The sequence below is a fragment of the Paraburkholderia xenovorans genome (genome assembly GCF_046030735.1).
GTDB lineage: Bacteria > Pseudomonadota > Gammaproteobacteria > Burkholderiales > Burkholderiaceae > Paraburkholderia > Paraburkholderia xenovorans_A.
The window spans coordinates 64739-85287 of record NZ_JAQQBV010000022.1 but is presented as its reverse complement, the minus strand read 5'-3'; the positions used below and the strand labels follow the sequence as shown (position 1 = coordinate 85287).

General features: G+C 65.1%; 13 protein-coding genes. 7 read left to right on the top strand and 6 right to left on the bottom strand.

What is annotated here, in order from left to right:
• Positions 1–9 precede the first annotated feature (9 nt).
• The 3 genes from astB (at position 10) to PQQ51_RS21690 (ending at position 3447) form a co-directional block, all read left to right on the top strand.
• Entirely contained in the window at positions 10–1350 is a 1341-nt protein-coding gene (astB, locus tag PQQ51_RS21700) for an N-succinylarginine dihydrolase (protein ID WP_408498872.1), read from the top strand.
• Complete coding sequence (gene astE / locus PQQ51_RS21695; protein ID WP_408498871.1) at positions 1334–2386, top strand: succinylglutamate desuccinylase; 1053 nt, start codon at positions 1334–1336, stop codon at positions 2384–2386. Before astB ends, astE begins: the two co-directional genes overlap by 17 nt.
• Positions 2387–2643: 257 nt before the next feature.
• Positions 2644–3447, top strand: coding sequence for an ABC transporter substrate-binding protein (locus PQQ51_RS21690; protein ID WP_408498870.1), 804 nt, complete (start codon positions 2644–2646; stop codon positions 3445–3447).
• A gap of 44 nt (positions 3448–3491) precedes the next feature.
• On the opposite strand, the gene PQQ51_RS21685 is transcribed toward PQQ51_RS21690, so the two are convergent.
• Positions 3492–4250, bottom strand: coding sequence for an acetoacetate decarboxylase (locus PQQ51_RS21685; RefSeq protein ID WP_408498868.1), 759 nt, complete (start codon positions 4248–4250; stop codon positions 3492–3494).
• 344 nt (positions 4251–4594) lie between these two features.
• Between PQQ51_RS21685 and PQQ51_RS21680 the strand changes: the two genes are divergently transcribed.
• Positions 4595–5962 carry an EAL and HDOD domain-containing protein gene (locus PQQ51_RS21680; RefSeq protein ID WP_408498867.1) on the top strand — a complete coding sequence of 456 codons (1368 nt, stop codon included), beginning with the start codon at positions 4595–4597 and terminating at the stop codon, positions 5960–5962.
• 147 nt (positions 5963–6109) lie between these two features.
• Here the strand turns inward: PQQ51_RS21680 and PQQ51_RS21675 are convergent, their stop codons facing one another.
• Together PQQ51_RS21675 and PQQ51_RS21670 are read right to left on the bottom strand one after the other, a co-directional pair.
• Entirely contained in the window at positions 6110–7567 is a 1458-nt protein-coding gene (locus PQQ51_RS21675) for an HDOD domain-containing protein (RefSeq protein ID WP_408498866.1), read from the bottom strand.
• A gap of 117 nt (positions 7568–7684) precedes the next feature.
• Entirely contained in the window at positions 7685–9499 is a 1815-nt protein-coding gene (locus PQQ51_RS21670) for a putative bifunctional diguanylate cyclase/phosphodiesterase (RefSeq protein ID WP_408498865.1), read from the bottom strand.
• Positions 9500–9797: 298 nt separating this feature from the next.
• Between PQQ51_RS21670 and PQQ51_RS21665 the strand changes: the two genes are divergently transcribed.
• The 3 genes from PQQ51_RS21665 (at position 9798) to PQQ51_RS21655 (ending at position 12420) form a co-directional block, all read left to right on the top strand.
• Entirely contained in the window at positions 9798–11135 is a 1338-nt protein-coding gene (locus PQQ51_RS21665; RefSeq protein ID WP_408498864.1) for an EAL and HDOD domain-containing protein, read from the top strand.
• A 157-nt stretch (positions 11136–11292) separates the two neighbouring features.
• A complete protein-coding gene (locus PQQ51_RS21660; RefSeq protein WP_408498863.1) occupies positions 11293–11853 on the top strand; it encodes a peroxiredoxin in 561 nt (186 codons plus the stop codon).
• A gap of 102 nt (positions 11854–11955) precedes the next feature.
• Positions 11956–12420, top strand: coding sequence for a hypothetical protein (locus PQQ51_RS21655; RefSeq protein ID WP_408498862.1), 465 nt, complete (start codon positions 11956–11958; stop codon positions 12418–12420).
• 76 nt (positions 12421–12496) lie between these two features.
• Here the strand turns inward: PQQ51_RS21655 and PQQ51_RS21650 are convergent, their stop codons facing one another.
• The 3 genes from PQQ51_RS21650 to PQQ51_RS21640 are packed head-to-tail and all read right to left on the bottom strand — an operon-like array spanning position 12497 to position 20422.
• Positions 12497–15835: an efflux RND transporter permease subunit gene (locus PQQ51_RS21650; RefSeq protein WP_408498861.1), complete on the bottom strand. Its 3339-nt coding sequence runs from the start codon at positions 15833–15835 to the stop codon at positions 12497–12499.
• A gap of 3 nt (positions 15836–15838) precedes the next feature.
• Positions 15839–18973 (bottom strand): MdtB/MuxB family multidrug efflux RND transporter permease subunit, encoded by a 3135-nt coding sequence (locus tag PQQ51_RS21645; RefSeq protein ID WP_408498860.1) that lies wholly within the window; start codon positions 18971–18973, stop codon positions 15839–15841.
• Positions 18974–18991: 18 nt separating this feature from the next.
• Positions 18992–20422 carry an MdtA/MuxA family multidrug efflux RND transporter periplasmic adaptor subunit gene (locus PQQ51_RS21640; RefSeq protein ID WP_408498858.1) on the bottom strand — a complete coding sequence of 477 codons (1431 nt, stop codon included), beginning with the start codon at positions 20420–20422 and terminating at the stop codon, positions 18992–18994.
• Positions 20423–20549: the final 127 nt, after the last annotated feature.

Genomic DNA, 20549 nt, shown 5'->3' with positions numbered 1-20549 from the left:
GGATCGACGATGCAAGCCACTGAAGCCAATTTCGACGGCCTGGTCGGCCCGACTCACAACTACGCGGGGCTCTCGTTCGGCAACGTCGCGTCGCAGAACAATGAGAAGTCGGTTGCCAATCCGAAGGCGGCGGCGCGGCAAGGCCTGCGCAAGATGAAGCAACTGGCCGACCTCGGTTTTCATCAGGGCGTGTTGCCGCCGCAGGAACGGCCGTCGATGCGCCTGTTGCGCGAGCTCGGCTTTTCCGGCGACGACGCCACCGTGATCGCACGCGTCGCGCGCGATGCGCCCGAGTTGCTGGCCGCCGCGAGCTCGGCCTCCGCGATGTGGACCGCGAATGCGGCGACCGTGAGCCCGTCGGCCGACACGCACGACGGCCGCGTGCATTTCACGCCGGCCAATCTGTGCAGCAAGCTGCATCGCGCGATCGAACACGAGTCCACGCGTCGCACGTTGCGCGCGATTTTCGCCGACGACAGCCGCTTCGCCGTGCATGAAGCATTGCCCGGCACGCCCGCGCTCGGCGATGAAGGCGCGGCGAATCACACGCGCTTCAGCGCGGAATACGGCACACGTGGTGTCGAATTCTTCGTATACGGCCGCAGCGAGTATCGCCGCGGACCGGAGCCGAAACGCTTTCCGGCGCGTCAGACCTTCGAGGCGAGCCGCGCGGTCGCGCACCGCCACGGTCTCGACGAAGCGGCCACCGTGTACGCGCAGCAGAATCCCGATGTGATCGACGCGGGCGTGTTTCACAACGACGTGATCGCGGTCGGCAATCGCAGCACGCTGTTCTGCCATCAACTGGCGTTCGTCGAACAGAAAGCCGTGTACGACGAATTGCGCGCGAAGCTGCTGGGCCTGAAGTCCGAATTCAACGTGATCGAAGTGCCGGATGCGCAGGTGAGCGTGGCCGATGCCGTCACGTCGTATCTGTTCAACAGTCAGTTGCTGACGCGCCCGGATGGCAAACAGGTATTGGTGGTGCCGCAGGAGTGCCGCGAGAATCCGCGCGTGGCCGCGTATCTGGACGATCTGACCTCGCACAGCGGCCCGATCGACGACGTGCTCGTGTTCGATCTGCGCGAGAGCATGAAGAACGGCGGCGGCCCGGCCTGTCTGCGTCTGCGCGTGGTGTTGAACGACGCCGAGCGCGCGGCGGTGAACCCCGGCGTGTGGATCGACGACGCGTTGTTCGGCCGCCTCGACGCGTGGATCGAAAAGCATTATCGCGATCGTCTCGCGCCGGCCGATCTGACCGATCCGCATCTGCTCTCCGAATCGCGCACCGCGCTCGACGAGCTCACGCAAATTCTCGCCTTGGGTTCGCTGTATGACTTCCAACGCTGAACACGGCATGCTCGACGACTTCCTGGCCTACACGCTGGCGGGCCGGCGGCCTGCCGCGCACGAGACGCAGGGTACCTGTGCGAACGGCGCGCGCTGGTCGTGGCTCGACGAAGGCGTGCTGCAATTCGAACCGGCATCGGTCGGGAAGGGCACACGTAGCGTGCTCGCGTCGGCCGGTGTGCATGGCGACGAGACCGCGCCGATCGAACTGCTGTCGCGACTGGTGCGGGATATTGCACGAGGCAGTGCGCAAGGCGGCCTCGCGCTGACCTGCCGCCTGCTGGTGATCCTCGGCAACGTGGACGCGATGCGCGACGCGTGCCGTTATCGCGACGACGATCTGAACCGGCTCTTCAGCGGCCGTCACGCGCAGGTGCCGCATAGTCATGAAGCGCCGCGTGCCGCTGCGTTGGAACAGGCGGCGATCCGCTTTTTCGCCGACGCGTCATCCGAAGCCGGCGCGCGTTGGCACATCGACATGCACACGGCGATCCGTGCGTCCGCGTTCGAGCAGTTCGCGTTGTTGCCGCACACCGGCAAGCCGTTTTCGCGCGCGATGTTCGAATGGCTCGGCGAGGCACGCATCAGCGCAGTGCTGCTGCATACCACGAAGGGCAATACGTACTCGCACTTCACGGCAGAAGCGTGCGGAGCCGAAGCCTGCACGCTCGAACTCGGCAAGGTGCGGCCGTTCGGCCAGAACGACCTCACGCGCTTTGCCGGCGCGGACGAAGCGCTGCGCCATCTGCTGGCCGGCGAGAGCGGCGTCGCACCAACAACCATGCCGCGCGTGTTCACCGTGATCGATCAACTCACCAAGCAAAGCGATGCATTCGAGTTGCTGGTGGCCGCCGACGTGCCGAACTTCACGCCCTTCGCCAAAGACACCTTGCTCGCCCGCGACGGCGACTATCGCTACATCGTGAGCCGCGACGAAGAGCGCATCGTGTTTCCGAACGCCACGGTCAAACCCGGTCTGCGTGCCGGTCTGCTGGTCGTCGAGACCACTCGGCATACGCTGTCCCAACTCGTCTGAGCCGCTGCCGACGCACGGTGTCGGCTTGCCGGAACGCGACACGCATTTGCACGTTTTCAGTGCGTCTATCCGGCGTCGCGTTCCGGCAGCCCTTCCCGCCGCCGCCCAGGCGCGCTTTCCGAAGCCTGTACAATCCCGCCCTCGCGGCTGCTGCGCTGCACCACGCCGGCCGCACGAGTTTGAATCGCATTGATGGCGCGGCAATGATTGCCCGGATTCGACTCCGTCTTACTCAACACCGTAGAGGAACACCCGTAATGAAGATGAATTGGCGAAACATGGCTGCGTTCGCGCTGTTCGCGGCGTCGACAGCAATGGCAAACTCGGCAGGCGCCGCGAGCGCGGCCGATATCAAGGAAGTGCGCTTCGGCGTCGAGGCGTCGTATGCGCCGTTCGAATCGAAGTCGCCGTCGGGCGAATTGCAGGGCTTCGATATCGACGTCGGCAATGCCGTGTGCGCGAAGCTGAAGGCGAAATGCGTGTGGGTCGAGAATTCGTTCGACGGCCTGATTCCGGCACTCGAAGCGCGCAAGTTCAACGCGATCAACTCGGACATGACGATCACCGATCAGCGCCGCCAGGCCATCGACTTCACCGATCCGATCTACACGATCCCGAATCAGATGATCGCGAAGAAGGGCAGCGGCCTGCTGCCGACGCCCGCGTCTCTGAAGGGCAAGCATGTCGGCGTGCTGCAAGGCACGATCCAGGAAACCTACGCGAAGGCGCGCTGGGCACCGGCGGGCGTCGACGTCGTTCCATATCAGACGCAGGACCAGATTTACGCCGACCTCGTCTCCGGTCGTCTTGACGCTGCGTTCCAGGACGCGGAAGCGGCCTCGAAGGGTTTTCTGAAGAAGCCGCAAGGCGCGGGCTTCGAATTCGCCGGTCCGGCCGTGGTCGACGAAAAACTGCTCGGCGCAGGCGTGGGCTTCGGCGTGCGCAAGGGCGACAAGGCGTTGAAGGACGCGTTGAACCAGGCGCTCAAGGAATTGAAGGCGGACGGCACGATCGACCGCTTTGCCGCGAAGTACTTCGACGTGAAGGTCGTGTTGAAGTAAAGCGTTGCGCGCCGGCGAGGCGCGCAACGCGGTCACCGCACCGCTTAGCGCGCCTTCGCTTCAGGCTGATCCAGATAGTCGAACACCACTTCGCCGAGACCGAGCGTCAGGTCGGCAATCAGATGCCGCGCCTCGACGATTTCGAGCACCGGCAACTCCGCCACCGGCGCGAGCGCATGCGGCGCGAGTTCGAGCGCGGCCGGTCCGGTCCATGCGCCTTTCAGCTCGATATCCTGCAGGTAGTAGCGCACCAGTTCGCAGATCCGCGGCGTGCCGTCCACATGCGGAATCACCTTGAGCAGAAAGTTGGGCGTCTCGAGACGCTTTTTCTGCTGTGCCAGATCGAGCTGCCGGTGCTTGTAGCCCATCGTGCCCGTCGCGACGCGCACCGGGCCGTAGTCGAGCGTGCCGACCATCGTGTCGGTGTGTACTTCGAGCACCGGCTTCGCGAGCTTCTTCGGAAAACCCCACAATTCGCGGCCGCCCGCGATCGGCGGATGATCGTCGAGATACATCGCGAGCGTGTAGCCGCCCGCCACGCCGTTATACGACACCGGAATCACCTGGCCGCTTTCGGTGTAGTCGCCGAAACCGGTCGAGTCCGGCATGCGAATGAATTCGTAATGGACGAGCGGCTCGCCGATCTGCAAAGGTTCGGGCACCACCGCGCGCAGTTTGTCCGGGTCGGTGCGGTAGGTGATGATCAGAAACTCCCGATCGATGAAACGATACGGGCCCATCGGAAAGGCCGGGTTCGTAATCGGCATTGCGAAGGCATTCGACAGCACGCTTTTGACGTCCATGGGTTTCCTCAGTGGTTGAACACGGGGTGCGCGGGTACGACGATTTTGCACCGCACAACAGTATCGGCGATTTCGCGGCGGCGTTCAGCGTCGGGCAACCAGACTGCGGCTAATCGCCCACCCGGCATCGATCTACCCTCGGCCAAAGTGCTTCCTGATTATTTCGAGATATTGCTTGATAGACATGTCCCGGCATGACGCGCTGCGCTAAAATCGCCGGGCGCATCGCGGCCATCGCCGCGCAGGCATCACGTGGCCGTGATCCAGAACGGTGCGTACGCGTGATCAGTCGAGATTAAATACTGTAGTAGGCGCCGGGCGGCGCGTTAGCGGGGGACCGGGGAATGACCAGCATTGCAATCGAAAATCCGAGCCAGACAGATGCCACGGACGATGCGCAATTGAAAGCCAGTTTCGCGCGCCAGCCGATCCTGAATCGGGACGGCATGCTGTGCGGCTACGAACTCAAGGTGCGCGCACCGGCGTTGCCTGCCGTCGAGCCGGACACGGCCGAGGCTGCCGCCGATGCCGCAGACTCCGATGCATCGGTCGGCCGCCAGCCGTCGCCCGAGCAACAGGTCGCGCGCGCGATCGTGCAGGGGCTCGTCCAGAGCGACGTGCGCTTCGCGCTCACCGGCCATCCGGCGTATGTCGACGCCAATCGCGAACTGCTGCTCGACGACGCGATCCTGCGCCTGCCTCCCGAGCGCTTCATGCTCCAGTTGCAACCGGCGATTCAGGTAGACGAAGCACTGATCGCGCGGATCGTGCAATTGCACGGGCGCCGCTATCGTTTCGTACTCGACAACGTCGCGCAGCCCGGTGAATCGTTTGCGAAGCTGCTGCCGTACGTGGAAGTCGTCAAGATCGATTTCGCGCGCGCGCCGGCCGCGCTGCTGCCCAAGCTGGCGAGCGTGCTGAAGTCCGCAGGCAAACTGCTGGTCGCGCTGGGCATCCACGCGCAGAGCGATTTCGAAGCCGCGCATGGGCTCGGCTTCGATCGCTTTCAAGGGTATTTCTTCGCCCGCCCGCAAACCTCGATGACGCGCCGCGTGAGCGCGCCGCGCCATGCGTTGCTGAATCTGCTGCAACTGTTGTCGGGCGACCCGACCGTCGCGCAACTCGAAGCCGAGCTCAAGCTGAATCCGGTGCTGGTGATGCATCTGATGAAGCTCGCGAATTCGAGTGGCCTCGCGGTCGGCCACAAGGTCACCACATTGCGCGAAGCGATCAACGCGACCGGCACCAACCGGATCGCCCGCTGGACGCAATTGCTGTTGTACGCGGACGGCCGCAAGGTCGCGCTCGAAGACGATCCGCTGCTGCAACTCGCGGCAACCCGCGCGCGCTTCATGGAGCTCGCGATCGAGCGCCTGCCTGAAGCCGGCCGCGACGAGGCCGACGCGGCGTTTCTGACCGGCGTGTTTTCGTTCGTCGACGCGGTGTTCGGCGGCTCGCTGGAAAGCACGTTGAACGTGCTCACGCTGTCACGGCCGATTCAGGCGGCGATTCTGCATCGCGAGGGCGTGGTGGGATTGCTGCTGTCGACGGTCGAGGCGCTGGAGAACGGCGAGTGGGACAAGATCGACGCATTGTGCGAGCGCTTGCAGCCGTTGACGACGCAGGAAGTGGCGCGGCTCGGTCTGACCGCGGGCGCGTGGGCCGGTGTCGCGGATCGCAGCGCGGAAGGCCTCGAGCGGATCGAGGACTGAAGCTCGCGGCGGTTGAAAGCGGTGAGGCAGAAGAACTGAAGCCGCGACGAGTCGCGGCTTCGGCAAAACTTCCAACTTGTTTCTGGCTTTAGGGCAAATGCAAAACGGGAGAAGCGAAGCGGCGTGATCAACGGTCACGCCAGGTCTTCACATCGTCTCCATTTCCAGCATTTGCCCCAGGCCGAAAAAACGTCCTAACTCCTTGGCCAGTTCATTCAACACGCTCATTTCTTTCTGCGAAATCCGCCGTGGCTCCTGAGTATGCGACCAGTCTCCGTAGAGGAGCGCCACTGTCTGATCGCTTTCGTCGACAACCGGTAGCAGCACGAACGCGCGGGCATCGTCGAACGCCCGCCTGAACCATTCCGGTAATCGCGCGACCATTTTCGGATCGCGCGCATTCTCGATGAAGATGCCCACCGAGTTCGCGATCGCCAAGTGGAACACGTCGGGCTCGAACGCGGTGTTGAAGGTCAGCTTCGGCAGCGCCGCGTCGATCTTCGGACCCAGCCCGAGGCGCGCCTTGAACGTGCCGTTGCTGTGCTTGACGAACACCACCGTGCGCGCAAAGCCGAGGCCGGCAAGCACGGTTTCCGCGGCCATCGCGAGCGCCGGGGCGAGCGGGCTGCTGTCGGGCAGGCCGCGCAGATCTTCCACACCGACCGCAATGCGCGCCTCCGGGCTGAGCGCCTCGCGCGCGATCGCGTCCGCATTCGCGCGCAGCTCGACGATCTCGGCCATCACGCCGTCGCCGCCTTCTTCGCGGGCGAGCGCGATGCTCATCTGCTGCAGCACGTCGGCGTCGGTATTGAGCGCGAGGCTGTAGGCCTGAGCCAGTTCGGTGATGCGTTGCTCGCGCTCCCAGTCCGGCACGTTCGGCTGGGTCAGCACGTCGGCGACGGCTGTCGAGTAATTGGTGATCGCGCGCAGCCACTGCACCTGGCGCGGCTGTTCGTGGTCCAGCGGATCGAACTCGCCCATGCCGGAGCGGATCATGTCCGGCAGGCGCCAGCGCACCGCGGCTTCGGCGCCGATCTCGTCGAACGTGACGCCGAGCACGAGCACGCATGCATCGTTTTCCGGCGCGCCGCCTTCGATATGGCGGCGGATCTGATCCCATTCGGCGTCGAGATAAAACACCACCAGCAGCTTGCCGATCTGGCGCATCAGCGTGCAGACCACCGCCTCTTCGCCGGCGCGCAGATCGCCGCGCTCGGTCAGCTTGCGCGCGACGCAGCCGGACAGCAGCGTGCGGTTCAGTTCGAGTTTCGCGTCGATGCGGCGCGGCGCGCTGTGATGAAAGTGATCGACGATCTTCAGGCCGACCACCAGATGGCCGACCGCGTCCATGCCGAGCACCATCAGCGCGCGCGACACGGTCGTGATGTTGCCGCCGAAAGCCATGTACATGGCCGAATTGGCGAGACGCAACACTTTTTGCGTCAACGCGAAATCCGACAGCACGACCTGGACTAGACCGGTGAAGTCGAGGTCGTCATTGTTCATCGCCGCCATGGTGGTGCGCAGCGACTGCGACAGCATGGGGAAATCGCCGCGCTCGCTCATTCGCGTCCAGAGCCGGTCGAGCACCGCCGCCTTTACCATGTGAGTCCCGCAAAAGCCATACATGTTCCAATGAGTGCCAAGCCGACGTCGAGCCGGCTTCTTCCACCGCGCAACCGCGTTGCCTGCACCTGATGCCCGTTATGCAAGTTGTGCACGTTATGCCGTATGCAGGTGAAGCGTGCGCGCTTCGAAACGTTTCGCGAGTTCATCGGACGGCAACGCCTTGCAGACGAGCCACCCCTGAATATGATCGCATCCCATTTCGGTGAGCAACGCGCGTTGCGCCTCGGTTTCGACGCCCTCCGCGACCAGCTCGAGATCGAGCGTCTGCGCGAGGCCGACCACCGCGCTAACGATTGCCTGATCGTTCCGGGAGGTTAGCAGATTCTCGACAAAACTCCTGTCGATCTTGAGTTTCGCAAGCGGGAATCGTTGCAGGTACGCGAGACTCGAATAGCCGGTGCCGAAATCGTCGACGGCAAAACGGATCCCCATCGCGGTCAGTTCCTCGAGCAGGCCCTTTGCGTGCGCCGGGTCGTGCATCAGCAGGCTTTCGGTGATCTCGAACACGAGGCGCCGCGGGTCGATGCCGGTCAGCTCGATCGCCTCGCGCACCGCGTCCTTGAAACGCGGATCGCGGAACTGCTGCGGCGATACGTTGACGGCCACATACTGCAAGACGATGCCCTGCGCATCCCACTGGATCAACTGCATGCACGCAACTTTCAGCACCCAGTTGCCGAGGAAGTTGATCAGGCCGATCGATTCCGCGAGCGGAATGAACATCGACGGCGGCACGAGGCCATGCACCGGATGCAGCCAGCGGATCAACGCCTCGACGCCGACCACGCCGTGCGTGCGGCTGCTCGTGATCGGCTGGAAGTGCAGCGAGAACTCGCCGTTGCGCACGCCGTCGTAAAGGTCGGCTTCCAGCTTCAGGCGTTCGGCGTCGGCCGGGTTGTCGTCCGGCACGTAGAAAGCGAGCGTGTTGCCGCCCGCCGCCTTGGCCTGCAGCAACGCGTGGTCGGCCCAGCGCAGCAGATGCGTGTCGTGGCCGGCGGTGTCGTTCGCGTGACGCACGTCGGGGTAGAGCGCGATGCCGATGCTCGCCGACAGGTGCACCTGCTGACCCTTGAAGCCATACGGCTGCTGGATCGCGGTCAACAGGCGGCGCGCCAGCGCTTCGGCGGCCGCGGCCGCGTCGGTGCGGCTCGCGGCCGGCTTCACGAGGATCGCGAATTCGTCGCTGGCCACGCGGGCCACCGTCTCGCCGGGGCTCGTCATGTTCAACAGACGCCGCGCGGTGTCGCGCAGCATTTCGTCGCCGGCATCGTAGCCGAGCGCGCGGTTCACCCGCTGGTAGTCGTCGAGATCGAGCAGCAGCAGCGCGGCCGGCGTGCCGTGCGCGTCGGCCTGCTGTTGCGCGTCGAGCAGCGCGGGCAGAAGCGCGGACTGATTCGCGAGGTTGGTCAGGCGGTCCAGATGCAGCGCCTGGGTCAGGCGTTCTTCGGTGGCGCGCCATGCCGATACGTCGAAGCCGGCGATCGCATAGCCTTCGACACCGTCATGGTTGCTGCGCACCACGCGCAGCTCCACGGTGATCGGATAGGTCAGCGATTTGATCAGGCCGAGCGTGGCCTTCTCGACATTGCCCGTCGAGACCGCGCGCACCAGCAGCGCGTCGAGGCGCGCGACGTCGGCGGGCGCCACCAGATCGTGCAGCGTGATGGTCTCGAGATATTCGCGGTGATAGCCGATGAAGCGCAGGCTGGCGTCGGACACATAGATGAAGCGCAGGTCGTCGTCGACGTGCGCCAGCAGGTCGACCGCGCCGACCACCTGTTCCAGTTGCGCCGAGCGGCTCGGCACAGGCTGGAGTTTGCCGTCCGCGCGCCGGCCGAACGCACGAAGCCGGTCGAAGACCGTGCGCAAGGAGCCCCGGCGGGGCGCGGTGATCCTGTTCGCTTCCATGTTTGTCGCTGGCAACCTGTATTCGTCTGCAGGCGGGCGGCTTGCTGCCCGCCGGATTCGGGCGGTCGAGAGGTATTAAGCCGCCCCATCAGAACGAGATAACGACCCGGGCCGGGAAATCTTTAGCGGGTACTGTAAAAAACCGCGGGTAAGGAAAGGCGCGCGCGGCCCCGGCGCTATCGCGGGATCGATTCGGTTAAAGTGCAACGGCCTGCCGTCCGTTAATACGGCAACAGATTGCGCAGCGCCGGGAACAGCGTCGCTGCGTGGCTTTCTTGAATACTTGCACCGGTGATCCATGTCCGAACGTCACTTGACGAGAGCCGTGCCGCGGCGCATCGAGGTGCTCGACGCGAATGCCGGCGATGCAGAGGCGGACGACGGCGCGCAGTTCGTTTATCTGGGCCGCCAGCCGATTCTCGACCGGCACGGCGCGCTGCATGCTTACGAACTGTTATTTCGAGCCGGCGCGCATAACTACGCCGAAATCACCAACGACGCCCAGGCGACCGCCCAGGTGGTGGCGCGCGCGATCGGCGGAATCGGTGTGTCCGTCGTGCTGGGGCAGCACCGTGGCTTCGTCAATATCGACCGCACGCTGTTGCTCAACGACATCGTTCACCTGATCCCGTCCGAGCGCTTCGTGCTCGAAATTCTGGAGACGGTGAAATTCGACGCGCAAGTGGTGCGCCGTCTGACCGAGTTGCGTCGCGCGGGCTTCCAGATCGCGCTCGACGACGTCTGCGAACTCTCCGACGAACTGATCGCCGCGCTGCCGTATGCGGACATCGTCAAGATCGATTTCCTCGCGACCCGGCGGGACTTGCTCGCGAAGCTGGCGTCCGTCGTGCGCGGCCACGGCAAGACGCTGCTCGCAGAGAAGGTCGAGACGCGCGAAGACTTCGAGCTGGCGCGCGAGCTCGGCTTCGATCTGTTCCAGGGCTACTTCTTCGCGCGTCCGCAGGTGCTGGCCGCGCAGCGCAACCGCTCGCCGCGTCCTGGCCTGCTGCGGCTGCTCGCGCTGCTGTCGCGCGATGCCGGGATTCTCGAGCTCGAAGCGGAGCTCAAGCTGAATCCGAGCGTGGTGGTGCAACTGCTGCGTCTCGTCAATTCGAGCGCGTTCGGGCTCGGACGCAATATCGCGTCGTTGCGGGAGGCGATCCTCGCCACCGGCACGCGGCAGATCGCGCGCTGGGCTCAACTGCTGTTGTACGCGGACAGCGGCGATCTGCCGTGGCGCGCCGACCCGCTCGTGCAACTGGCCGGCACGCGCTCGCGGCTGATGGAACTGGCCGCGCTTCATTTGCACCCGCACGACGACCAGTTCGCCGATGCCGCGTTCATGACCGGCATCTTCTCGCTGGTCCACGTGGTGTTCGGCAGCACGCCGGGGACGATGCTGGACAAGCTCGGGCTCGCGCCGCACATCCGCGATGCGATCGTGTTGGGCACGGGTACGCTCGGCACGTTGCTGCGCATTGCCGAGGCGGCGGGCGAGGGCGCCGACGCGTCCTCGCTCGCGGCCGCGCCGGATGCGCCCGCCGGCTTCGCCGCGCTGACGCCCGCGGTGCTGGCGGAGCTGAATCTGTCGGCGGCGACGTGGTTCGGCGCGCATGTCGAGGGCGTGGCGGCCTGAAGCGGTGGCGGCCCGGCGTGGATTGCAACGTAGATCGCGACGTGGAGCCTGAGCGCGTGGTTCAATAGCGCGTGGCGGTCGGCCGGCGCTCATCCGGGCGCGGCAACCGCCGGTTCATTGCACGAACGACGTGCATCAACGCTTCGAGGGGATGGAGATGAAGAAACGCTTCGTATCGGCGGCGCTGGCCGCCGTGGTGTCGGTGGGATTCGCGATGCATTCGCTGACGGCCTCGGCCACGCTCAAGCCGGGCGACGACGCGCCGCAGTTCACCGCGCAGGCTTCGCTCGGCGGCAAGACCTACACGTACTCGCTCGCCGACGAGCTGAAGAAAGGTCCGGTGGTGCTGTACTTCTATCCGGCGGCCTTCACGAAGGGCTGCACGATCGAAGCGCACGAATTCGCCGAAGCGGTCGACGAGTACAAGCAATACGGCGCGACGGTGATCGGCGTGTCGCACGACAACATCGATACGCTGACGAAGTTCTCGGTGAGCGAATGCCGCAGCAAATTCCCGGTCGCCGCGGATGCCGACTCGAAGGTGATCGGCCAGTACGACGCGGGCTTGCCGATGCATGCGTCGATGGCCAATCGCGTGTCGTATGTGATCGCGCCGGACGGCAAGATCATCTACGAATACACGAGCCTGTCGCCGGAAAAGCATGTCGAGAACACGTTGAAGGCCGTCAAGGATTGGGCGGCCACGCACAAGCAATAAGTCGTGGCGCGCAGCCGGGGTACGCATTTCTCGCAATGGTTTTTTGCGCCGGGTTTCGGGCATTGCCCGTGCTAGCCTGCGGTTTTGTCCTGTGAGCTTGCGATGCCGATTCTCGTTGCGTTGATTGCGCTGATCGCGCTGGTGTATGGCGCGGTGCGGGCCTTTTTTGCGTTGCAGGCGGCTTTCGGTTCGGCCGTCGCGGTGGGCGTAGCGGTGGTCGTCGCGCTGTTGGTGAGCGCGGCGATCGCGCGTTGGTTGCGGCGTCGCAAGGACGTGGCGCCGAATATCCGCGACGGCGACTGGACGCACGAGCTCAAGGGGAGTTGGGGGGCGGTGCGGCTCGCCGCCGGCAAGCGGCTGTGCGAGATTCGCGTCGGCGGCGAAGCGGGCGCTTATATCTTCGACGATCTGCTCGGGGCCGAAGCGCAGAACCGCGATGCGCAATGGCAGGTCGCGCTGAAGGTCAGGGACGTGAAGCACGGCGACTGGCATGTGCCGATGCAAAGCGAGCGGCAGGCGAAGCAGTGGCAGCGGATTTTTTCGCTCGCGATGGAGCAGAAGCTTTAGGCGCGTGCGGGGTTGGGGTGGGGTACACCCCGCAACCCTCGCACGTCAACGCATCACACCTTCTCACGCCGACCGTTCAGGTCGACGCCGCCCCCGTATTCGTCCCCGCGCCGCCGCGGCGAGCCTTCCTCGACTCCCAGCGCACGCGGATCCGGTCCATGTACAGATACACGACCGGTGTCGTATAGAGCGTGAGCATCTGGCTCACGATCAAACCGCCGACGATCGCGATCCCCAGCGGCGCGCGCAATTCCGCGCCTTCGCCGTGCCCGAACGCGAGCGGCAATGCGCCGAGCAACGCCGCGCAGGTGGTCATCATGATCGGCCGGAAGCGCAGCAGACAGGCCTGATGAATCGCATCGCGCGACGACAACCCGTGGCGTGACGCTTCGATCGCGAAGTCGACCATCATGATCGCGTTCTTCTTCACGATACCGATCAGCAGGATCACGCCGATCAGCGCGATGATGCTGAACTCGGTTTGGAACAGCAGCAAGGCCAGCAACGCGCCCACGCCGGCCGACGGCAACGTCGACAGGATCGTCAGCGGGTGGATATAGCTCTCGTACAGCATCCCGAGCACGATATACACCGCCGCCAATGCGGCCAGAATCAGGATCGGCTGGTCGGACATCGACTGCTGGAACGCCTGCGCCGTCCCCTGGAAACTGCCGTGGATGGTGCCCGGCATGCCGATTTCCGCCATCGTGTCGTAGATCGCCTGGGTCGCCGTCGACAACGACACGCCCGGCGGCAGATTGAACGAGATCGTCGACGCGACGAACTGGCTCTGGTGATTCACCGACAACGGCGTGCTGCCCGGACCGAAACTCGCGATCGCCGACAACGGCACCATCGTTTCCCTGGCGGTCGACACCGCCGCGCCCGACGACGCGCTCGACTTGCCGCTCGCCGCAATCGAGTTGATCGCCTGGTTGCGCGCGGAATCGGCGGCGATGCTGGCCGCGCTCGACGCCGTGGTGCCCGCCGTGCCGCCGATGGTGGCGCTGGTTGCCGGCGACGTGGGCGCGCTGCTACCCGTGGTTACCGTGCCGGCCGGCGCATTCGTGGTCTGCGCGCCGCTCGCGCTGCCGCCCGACGTGCTGATGTAGATCTGCTTGAGCATGTCGGGGCTCTGCCAGTACTTCGGCGCGACTTCCATTACCACGTGATACTGGTTCAACGGGTTGTAGATCGTCGATACCTGACGCTGGCCGAACGCGTCGTACAGCGTGTTGTCGATCTGCGCGGGCTTGATGCCGAGGCGCGACGCGGTCGCGCGATCGATCGTGACCATCGCTTCGAGGCCGCCTTGCTGCTGGTCGGAGTTGACGTCCGCGAGTTCGGGGCGCGCCTGCAGCGCTTCGGTCAGCTTCGGCCCCCACAGGTACAGATCGGGCGTGGAGTCGGCGAGCAGCGTGAACTGATACTGCGCGTTCGATTGCCGGCCGCCCACGCGGATGTCCTGCACCGCCTGCAGGAACGTGCGCGCGCCGGCCACGTCGCCGAGCGGCGCGCGCAGTTGCTGGATCACCTCGTCGGCGGACAACTTGCGTTCGCTTTTCGGTTTCAGCGACACGAACATGAAGCCCGAATTGGTTTGCCGTCCGCCGGTGAAGCCGACCACGCTATCCACCGCCGGATTCTTGCCGACGATATCCATCATCTCGGCGAATTTGCCCTTCATCGCCTGGAACGACGTAGCCTGGTCGGCCTGAATGCCGCCGACCAGACGTCCGGTGTCCTGCTGCGGAAAGAAGCCCTTCGGCACGATGATGTACAACCACACGTTCAGGCCGATCGTGAGCAGCAGAATCGTCACGATCAGGCGCGGATGCAACAGCGCCCAGCCGAGCGTGCGCTCGTAGCCGCGCTGCATCGACGCGAAGCCGCGCTCGAGCCAGCGGCCGAAGCGGCTTTCCTCCTCCTGCTCGTGCGGCTCGCGCAACAGCCGCGAGCACATCATCGGCGTGAGGGTGAGCGAGACGATCAGCGACACGCCGATCGCGAGCGACAGCGTTAGCGCAAACTCGCGGAACAAACGCCCGACGATGCCGCCCATCAGCAGAATCGGCAGAAACACCGCGACCAGCGAGATACTGATCGACAGCACCGTGAAGCCGACTTCGCGCGCGCCGAGAAATGCCGCCTTCATGCGCGGCACGCCGTTCTCGATATGCCGCGAGATGTTCTCCAGCACGACGATCGCGTCGTCCACCACGAAGCCGGTCGCGATCGTCAACGCCATCAGCGACAGGTTGTCGATCGAGAAGCCCAGCATATACATCGCGCCGAACGTGCCGATGATCGAGATCGGCACGGCCACGCTCGGGATCAGCGTGGCGCGCCAGTTGCGCAGGAACAGGAACACCACCATCACCACCAGCGCCACCGCGATCACGAGCGTGCGCTCGGTGTCTTTCAGCGACGCGCGAATCGTGGTGGAGCGGTCCGCGGTAGGCGTGATGTCGACGTCCGCGGGCAGCGATGCGTGCAGTTGCGGCAGCATCTGCGTCACGCGGTCGATCGTTTCGATGATGTTCGCGCCCGGCTGGCGGTACAGGATCACCAGCACCGAACGCTTGCCGTTGAAGAGACCGAGGTTGCGCAGATCTTCGACCGAATCCACCACCTCGGCGACGTCGGACAGCTTGACCGCCGCGCCGTTGCGATACGCGATCACCAGGTCCTTGTATTGCGACGCTTTGCTCGCCTGGTCGTTGGTATAGATCTGCACGCGGTTCGGGCCGAACTCGATCGACCCTTTTGGCGTGTTCGCGTTGGCGGCGGCGAGCGCCGCGCGCACGTCTTCGAGACCGATTCCGTAGTGCGACAGCGCATGCGGTTCGAGCTCGACGCGCACAGCCGGATTGGCCGAGCCGCTCACGTCCACTTCGCCCACGCCGTCCACCTGCGACAGCGACTGCTGCAACACCGTGGCCGCGGAGTCGTACAACTGGCCGGCGGTCAGCGTTTTCGACGTGAGCGCGAGAATCATGATCGGCGCGTCGGCCGGGTTGACCTTGTGATAGGTCGGATTGCTGCGCAGGCTCGCCGGCAGGTCGGCGCGGGCGGCATTGATGGCCGCCTGCACGTCGCGCGCGGCGCCGTCGATGTCGCGATTCAGGCCGAACTGCATCGTGATGCGCGTGGAGCCGACCGAGCTCGACGAGGTCATTTCGGTCACGTCGGCAATCGAGCCGAGATGCCGTTCGAGCGGACTGGCGACGCTGGTTGCGACCGTATCCGGACTTGCGCCCGGCAACGACGCCTGCACCGAGATCGTCGGGAAATCGACTTGCGGCAGCGGCGCGACCGGCAGCCTGGTGAACGCGAAAACCCCGGCCAGCGCAATGCCGATCGCCAGCAGCGTGGTGGCGACCGGGCGCGAGATAAACGGACGCGACAGGTTCATCGCTCAGTTCCCCGCATCGGTGGCGGGCGGCGCGGCGCCTTTCGTCGAATCGCCGCGATGGAAGCGCTCACGCGCGCGGCGCGCGAGCGCGTCGAAGCCGAGGTAGATCACCGGCGTGGTGAACAGCGTCAGCAACTGGCTCACGATCAGGCCGCCGGCAATCGCGATACCGAGCGGGCGGCGCAGCTCCGAGCCCGCGCCGGTGCCGAGCATCAGCGGCAACGCGCCGAGGAGTGCTGCGAGCGTGGTCATCAGGATCGGCCGGAAACGCAACAGACACGCCTGATAGATCGCTTCGCGCGGCGACTTGCCTTCCTCGCGTTCGGCGTAGAGCGCGAAGTCGATCATCATGATCGCGTTCTTCTTCACGATACCGATCAGCAGCACGATGCCGATGATCCCGATGATGTCCAGATCGTGGCCGGTGATCAGCAGCGCGAGCAACGCGCCGACCCCCGCCGACGGCAGCGTCGACAGAATCGTGATCGGGTGGATGAAGCTCTCGTACAGCACGCCGAGCACGATATACATCGTGATGATCGCCGCGAGGATCAGGAACAGTTCGTTCGACAACGACGCCTGGAACGCCAGCGCCGCGCCCTGGAAGCGCGTCTGGAACGACGCCGGCAAACCGATGTCTTTCTCCGCCTGATCGATCGCCTTCACCGCCGCGCCGAGCGACGAACCCGGCGCGAGGTTGAACGAAATCGTGGTGGCCGGGAACTGGCTCAAATGCGAGACCAGCAGCGGCGCGGGCCGTTCGATGAACTTCGCGATGGCCGATAGCGGCACCTGGCCGCCGGTCGACGTGGAGGAGGGCAGGTAGATCGAATTCAGCGACACCGTGTAGTGCTGCATTTCCGGCTGCGCTTCAAGAATCACGCGGTACTGGTTCGATTGCGTGAAGATGGTCGAGATGATGCGCTGGCCGAACGCGTCGTATAGCGCGCTATCCACGGTGGCCGGCGTGATCCCGTAACGCGACGCGGTGGCGCGGTCGATTTCGATGTAGACCGACTGGCCGCTGTCCTGCAGGTCGGTTGCGACGTCGGCGAGTTCCGGCGATTCCTTCAGCCGGTCCACCAGTTTCGGCACCCACGCGGAAAACTCCGTGATGTTCGGATCGGTGAGCATGAACTGGTACTGCGTGGGGCTGACGGTCGAGTCGATCGTCAGATCCTGCACCGGCTGCATGTACAGCGACGCGCCCGGAATATGCGCGACGTCTTTCTGCAACTGGCGGATCACGTCGCTCGCGGTGTTGCTGCGGTCGTCGCGCGGTTTCAGGTTGATCAGCATGCGGCCGCTGTTCAGCGTGATGTTGCTGCCGTCCACGCCGATGAACGAGGTCAGGCTTTCCACGTCCGGGTTCTTCAGGATCTGCGCGGCGAGTTCCTGCTGGCGCTCCGCCATCGACGCATACGACACCGACTGCGGCGCCTGCGTGATCGCCTGGATCACGCCGGTGTCCTGCACCGGGAAGAAGCCTTTCGGGATGAACACGTACAGCACGCCGGTCAGCACCAGCGTGAGCAGCGCGACCACCAGTGTGGCGCGCTGCCGGTTCAGCACCCACGTAAGCGCGACCGCATAACGGGCGATCACCCAGTCGATGAAACGATGGGCCTTGGCTTCGAAACGGTGGCTCTCGTGCGGCGGCGTGTGGCGCAGCAGCTTCGCGCACATCATCGGCACCAGCGTGAGCGAGACCACCGCCGAAATCACGATCGTCACCGCGAGCGTGATCGCGAATTCGTGGAACAGCCGGCCGACCACGTCGCCCATGAAGAGCAGCGGAATCAGCACGGCGATCAGCGACACCGTGAGCGAAATGATCGTGAAGCCGATCTGTTTCGAGCCCTTCAGCGCGGCTTCGAGCGGCGCTTCGCCTTCTTCCACGTAGCGCGCGATGTTCTCGATCATCACGATTGCGTCGTCCACCACGAAACCGGTGGCGATGGTGAGGGCCATCAGCGACAGATTGTCGAGCGAGAAGCCGCACAGGTACATCACCGCGAGCGTGCCGATCAGCGACAGCGGCACCGACAGACTCGGAATGATGGTCGCGTAGATATTCGCGAGGAACAGGTACATCACCAGCACCACCAGCACCACCGACATCGCCAGTTCGAATTGCACGTCGCGCACGGAAGCGCGGATCGTGGTGGTGCGGTCGGTGACGATCTGCACGTCGAGCGCGGCCGGCAGCGACTGCTGCAATTGCGGCAGCAGCGCCTTGATGCTGTCCACCACCTGGATCACGTTCGCGCCCGGCTGGCGCTGCACGTTCAGGATGATCGCCGGCGTGTTGTTCACCCATGCGCCGAGCTTCGTGTTCTCCGCGCCCTGCACGATGCTGGCGACGTCCGTCAGCATCACCGCGCGGCCGTTCTTGTACGCGACCACCGCGGTTTTGTACGCGTCGGCGTCGGTCAGCTGGTCGTTTGCGTTGATCGTGTAGTTGCGCGTCGGGCCGTCGAAGTTGCCCTTCGGCGTGTTGACGTTCAGGTTCGAAATCGTGGTGCGCAGGTCGTCCAGATTCAGACCGTAGGCGGCGAGCGCGCGCGGATTCGCCTGAATCCGCACGGCCGGGCGCTGGCCGCCCGACAGGCTCACCAGACCCACGCCCGCCACCTGCGAAATCTTCTGCGCGAGACGCGTGTCGGCGAGATCCTGCACCTGCGTGAGCGGCAGCGTTTTCGACGTGAGTGCGAGCGTGATGATCGGCGCGTCGGCCGGATTCACCTTCGCGTAGATCGGCGGCGCGGGCAGGTCGGACGGCAGCAGGTTGCCCGCCGCGTTGATCGCGGCCTGGACTTCCTGCTCGGCGATATCGAGCGGCAGGTCGAGGCTGAACTGCAGCGTGATGATCGACGAACCGGCCGAGCTCTGCGACGACATCTGATTGAGCGACGGCATCTGCCCGAACTGCCGTTCGAGCGGCGCGGTGACCGACGAAGTCATCACGTCCGGGCTCGCGCCCGGATAGAAGGTCTGCACCTGGATCGTCGGATAGTCGACCTCGGGCAGCGCGGACAGCGGCAGAAAGCGCAGCGCGACGAGACCGACCAGCATGATCGCCGCCATCAGCAGCGCGGTGCCGACGGGACGCAGAATAAAAGCGCGGGATGGATTCATGCGGGAGTGGCCGTGCCTTTATTGCGAGGCTTGCGCCGCGTGTTTGCGACGATGCCCATGCGCGCCGGAAGCACCCCACGCGCCTGAGGCCGCGCCGCTTGCGCCGCGCGCGCCCGATGCGCCCCTCGGCCGGTCGGCCGGAATCGTGATCTTCGCGCCTTCCTTGAGCCGGTCCGAACCGTCGATCACGACGCGCTCGCCGACCTGCAGGCCCGATTTGATGCTGGTGCGTTCGCCGTCGACCGGACCGGCTTTCACCGGGCGCACGGTCACCGTGTTGTCCGGTTTCACCACGTAGACGAACTGACCCATCGAGCCGTTCAGCACGGCCGGCGTCGGCACGATCACCGCGTCTTTCACGGTATCGACCAGCAGACGCGTGTTGACGAACTGATTCGGGAACAGCACGTTCTTCTCGTTCTGGAACACCGCGCGCAGTTTGACGGTGCCGGTGGTGGTGTCGATCTGGTTGTCCAGCGTTTCGAGCATCCCGCCTTCGAGCGACGTGGTGTTGCTGCGGTCGTAAGCGGTGACCGACAGCTTCGCGCCGGTTTGCGTCTGCTGCAGAATCTGCTGAAGGTCGTCTTCGGACGCGGTGAAGATCACGCTGATCGGCTGCAACTGTGTGATCACGACGATGCCATTGGCGAGGCTAGGCGTCACGTAGTTGCCCGGATCGACCTGGCGCAGCCCGACGCGACCCGACACCGGCGCGGTGATGCGCGCGTACACGAGGTCGAGCTTGAAGGTATCGATGTTGGCCTTGTCGGACTTCACCGTGCCTTCGTACTGCCTGACGAGCGAAGCCTGCGTGTCGACCTGCTGACTCGCGATCGAGTCTTGCGCGAGCAGCGTCTGATAGCGCTTCAGGTCGAGGCGCGCGGTTTGCAGCAGCGCCTCGTCGCGCGCGAGCGTGCCCTGCGCGTTGTCGAGCGAGATCTGATACGGCCGCGGGTCGATCTGGGCTAGCACGTCGCCCTTCCTGACCATCTGGCCTTCCTTGAAATAGACCTCTTGCAGCGTGCCGCTCAACTGCGGCAGCACAGTGACGCTGGCAAGCGGTGTGACCGTGCCGAGCGCGGTCAGCACGACGGGCATTTCGCCTTGCGTGGCGGTGGCCACGTGCACCGGCTGGGGCATGCCGCCCATCCCGCCGGGTCCGCCGCGGCCCCCACGGCCGGCATGCCCGGCGCTCGCGCCGCCCGGACCCGCTGCGCCGTTCGCGCCACCCGACGGACCACCCCACGGATGCCAGCGCCACACGACGACCCCGAGAATGACCAGCGCCACGACGATCAGCGCGATGTTGCGCGCGCGGTGCCGTGTGGGGCCGGGGTTGGGGCCGCCGGGAGGGTTCGGTGGACCGCCGGCGGGACGGCCGGTGGAAGGCTGTTGCGGAGCCGGTGTGGTCGGGCGATTAGTTTCCGAATGCTGTTGTTGTTCGTCCATCGGTTCGGTCAGGTGGCAGGCTTTGATGTGAGCCGCTGCGCGAGTGGACCGCCGACGGATCGGCGGCTGACCCCCAGGCGGCGTGGCAGGCGGTTTCGACAGCGGGCGCGCCGCGCTTGTTCAACGC

Bases quoted from the DNA above. Each gene is read 5' to 3' on its own strand.
- PQQ51_RS21665 (WP_408498864.1), top strand. From the start codon at position 9,798: ATGTCCGAACGTCACTTGACGAGAGCCGTGCCGCGGCGCATCGAGGTG.
- PQQ51_RS21685 (WP_408498868.1), bottom strand. From the start codon at position 4,250: ATGGACGTCAAAAGCGTGCTGTCGAATGCCTTCGCAATGCCGATTACG.
- PQQ51_RS21680 (WP_408498867.1), top strand. From the start codon at position 4,595: ATGACCAGCATTGCAATCGAAAATCCGAGCCAGACAGATGCCACGGAC.
- PQQ51_RS21675 (WP_408498866.1), bottom strand. From the start codon at position 7,567: ATGGTAAAGGCGGCGGTGCTCGACCGGCTCTGGACGCGAATGAGCGAG.
- PQQ51_RS21670 (WP_408498865.1), bottom strand. From the start codon at position 9,499: ATGGAAGCGAACAGGATCACCGCGCCCCGCCGGGGCTCCTTGCGCACG.
- PQQ51_RS21655 (WP_408498862.1), top strand. From the start codon at position 11,956: ATGCCGATTCTCGTTGCGTTGATTGCGCTGATCGCGCTGGTGTATGGC.
- astE (WP_408498871.1), top strand. From the start codon at position 1,334: ATGACTTCCAACGCTGAACACGGCATGCTCGACGACTTCCTGGCCTAC.
- astB (WP_408498872.1), top strand. From the start codon at position 10: ATGCAAGCCACTGAAGCCAATTTCGACGGCCTGGTCGGCCCGACTCAC.
- PQQ51_RS21660 (WP_408498863.1), top strand. From the start codon at position 11,293: ATGAAGAAACGCTTCGTATCGGCGGCGCTGGCCGCCGTGGTGTCGGTG.
- PQQ51_RS21640 (WP_408498858.1), bottom strand. From the start codon at position 20,422: ATGGACGAACAACAACAGCATTCGGAAACTAATCGCCCGACCACACCG.
- PQQ51_RS21645 (WP_408498860.1), bottom strand. From the start codon at position 18,973: ATGAATCCATCCCGCGCTTTTATTCTGCGTCCCGTCGGCACCGCGCTG.
- PQQ51_RS21690 (WP_408498870.1), top strand. From the start codon at position 2,644: ATGAAGATGAATTGGCGAAACATGGCTGCGTTCGCGCTGTTCGCGGCG.
- PQQ51_RS21650 (WP_408498861.1), bottom strand. From the start codon at position 15,835: ATGAACCTGTCGCGTCCGTTTATCTCGCGCCCGGTCGCCACCACGCTG.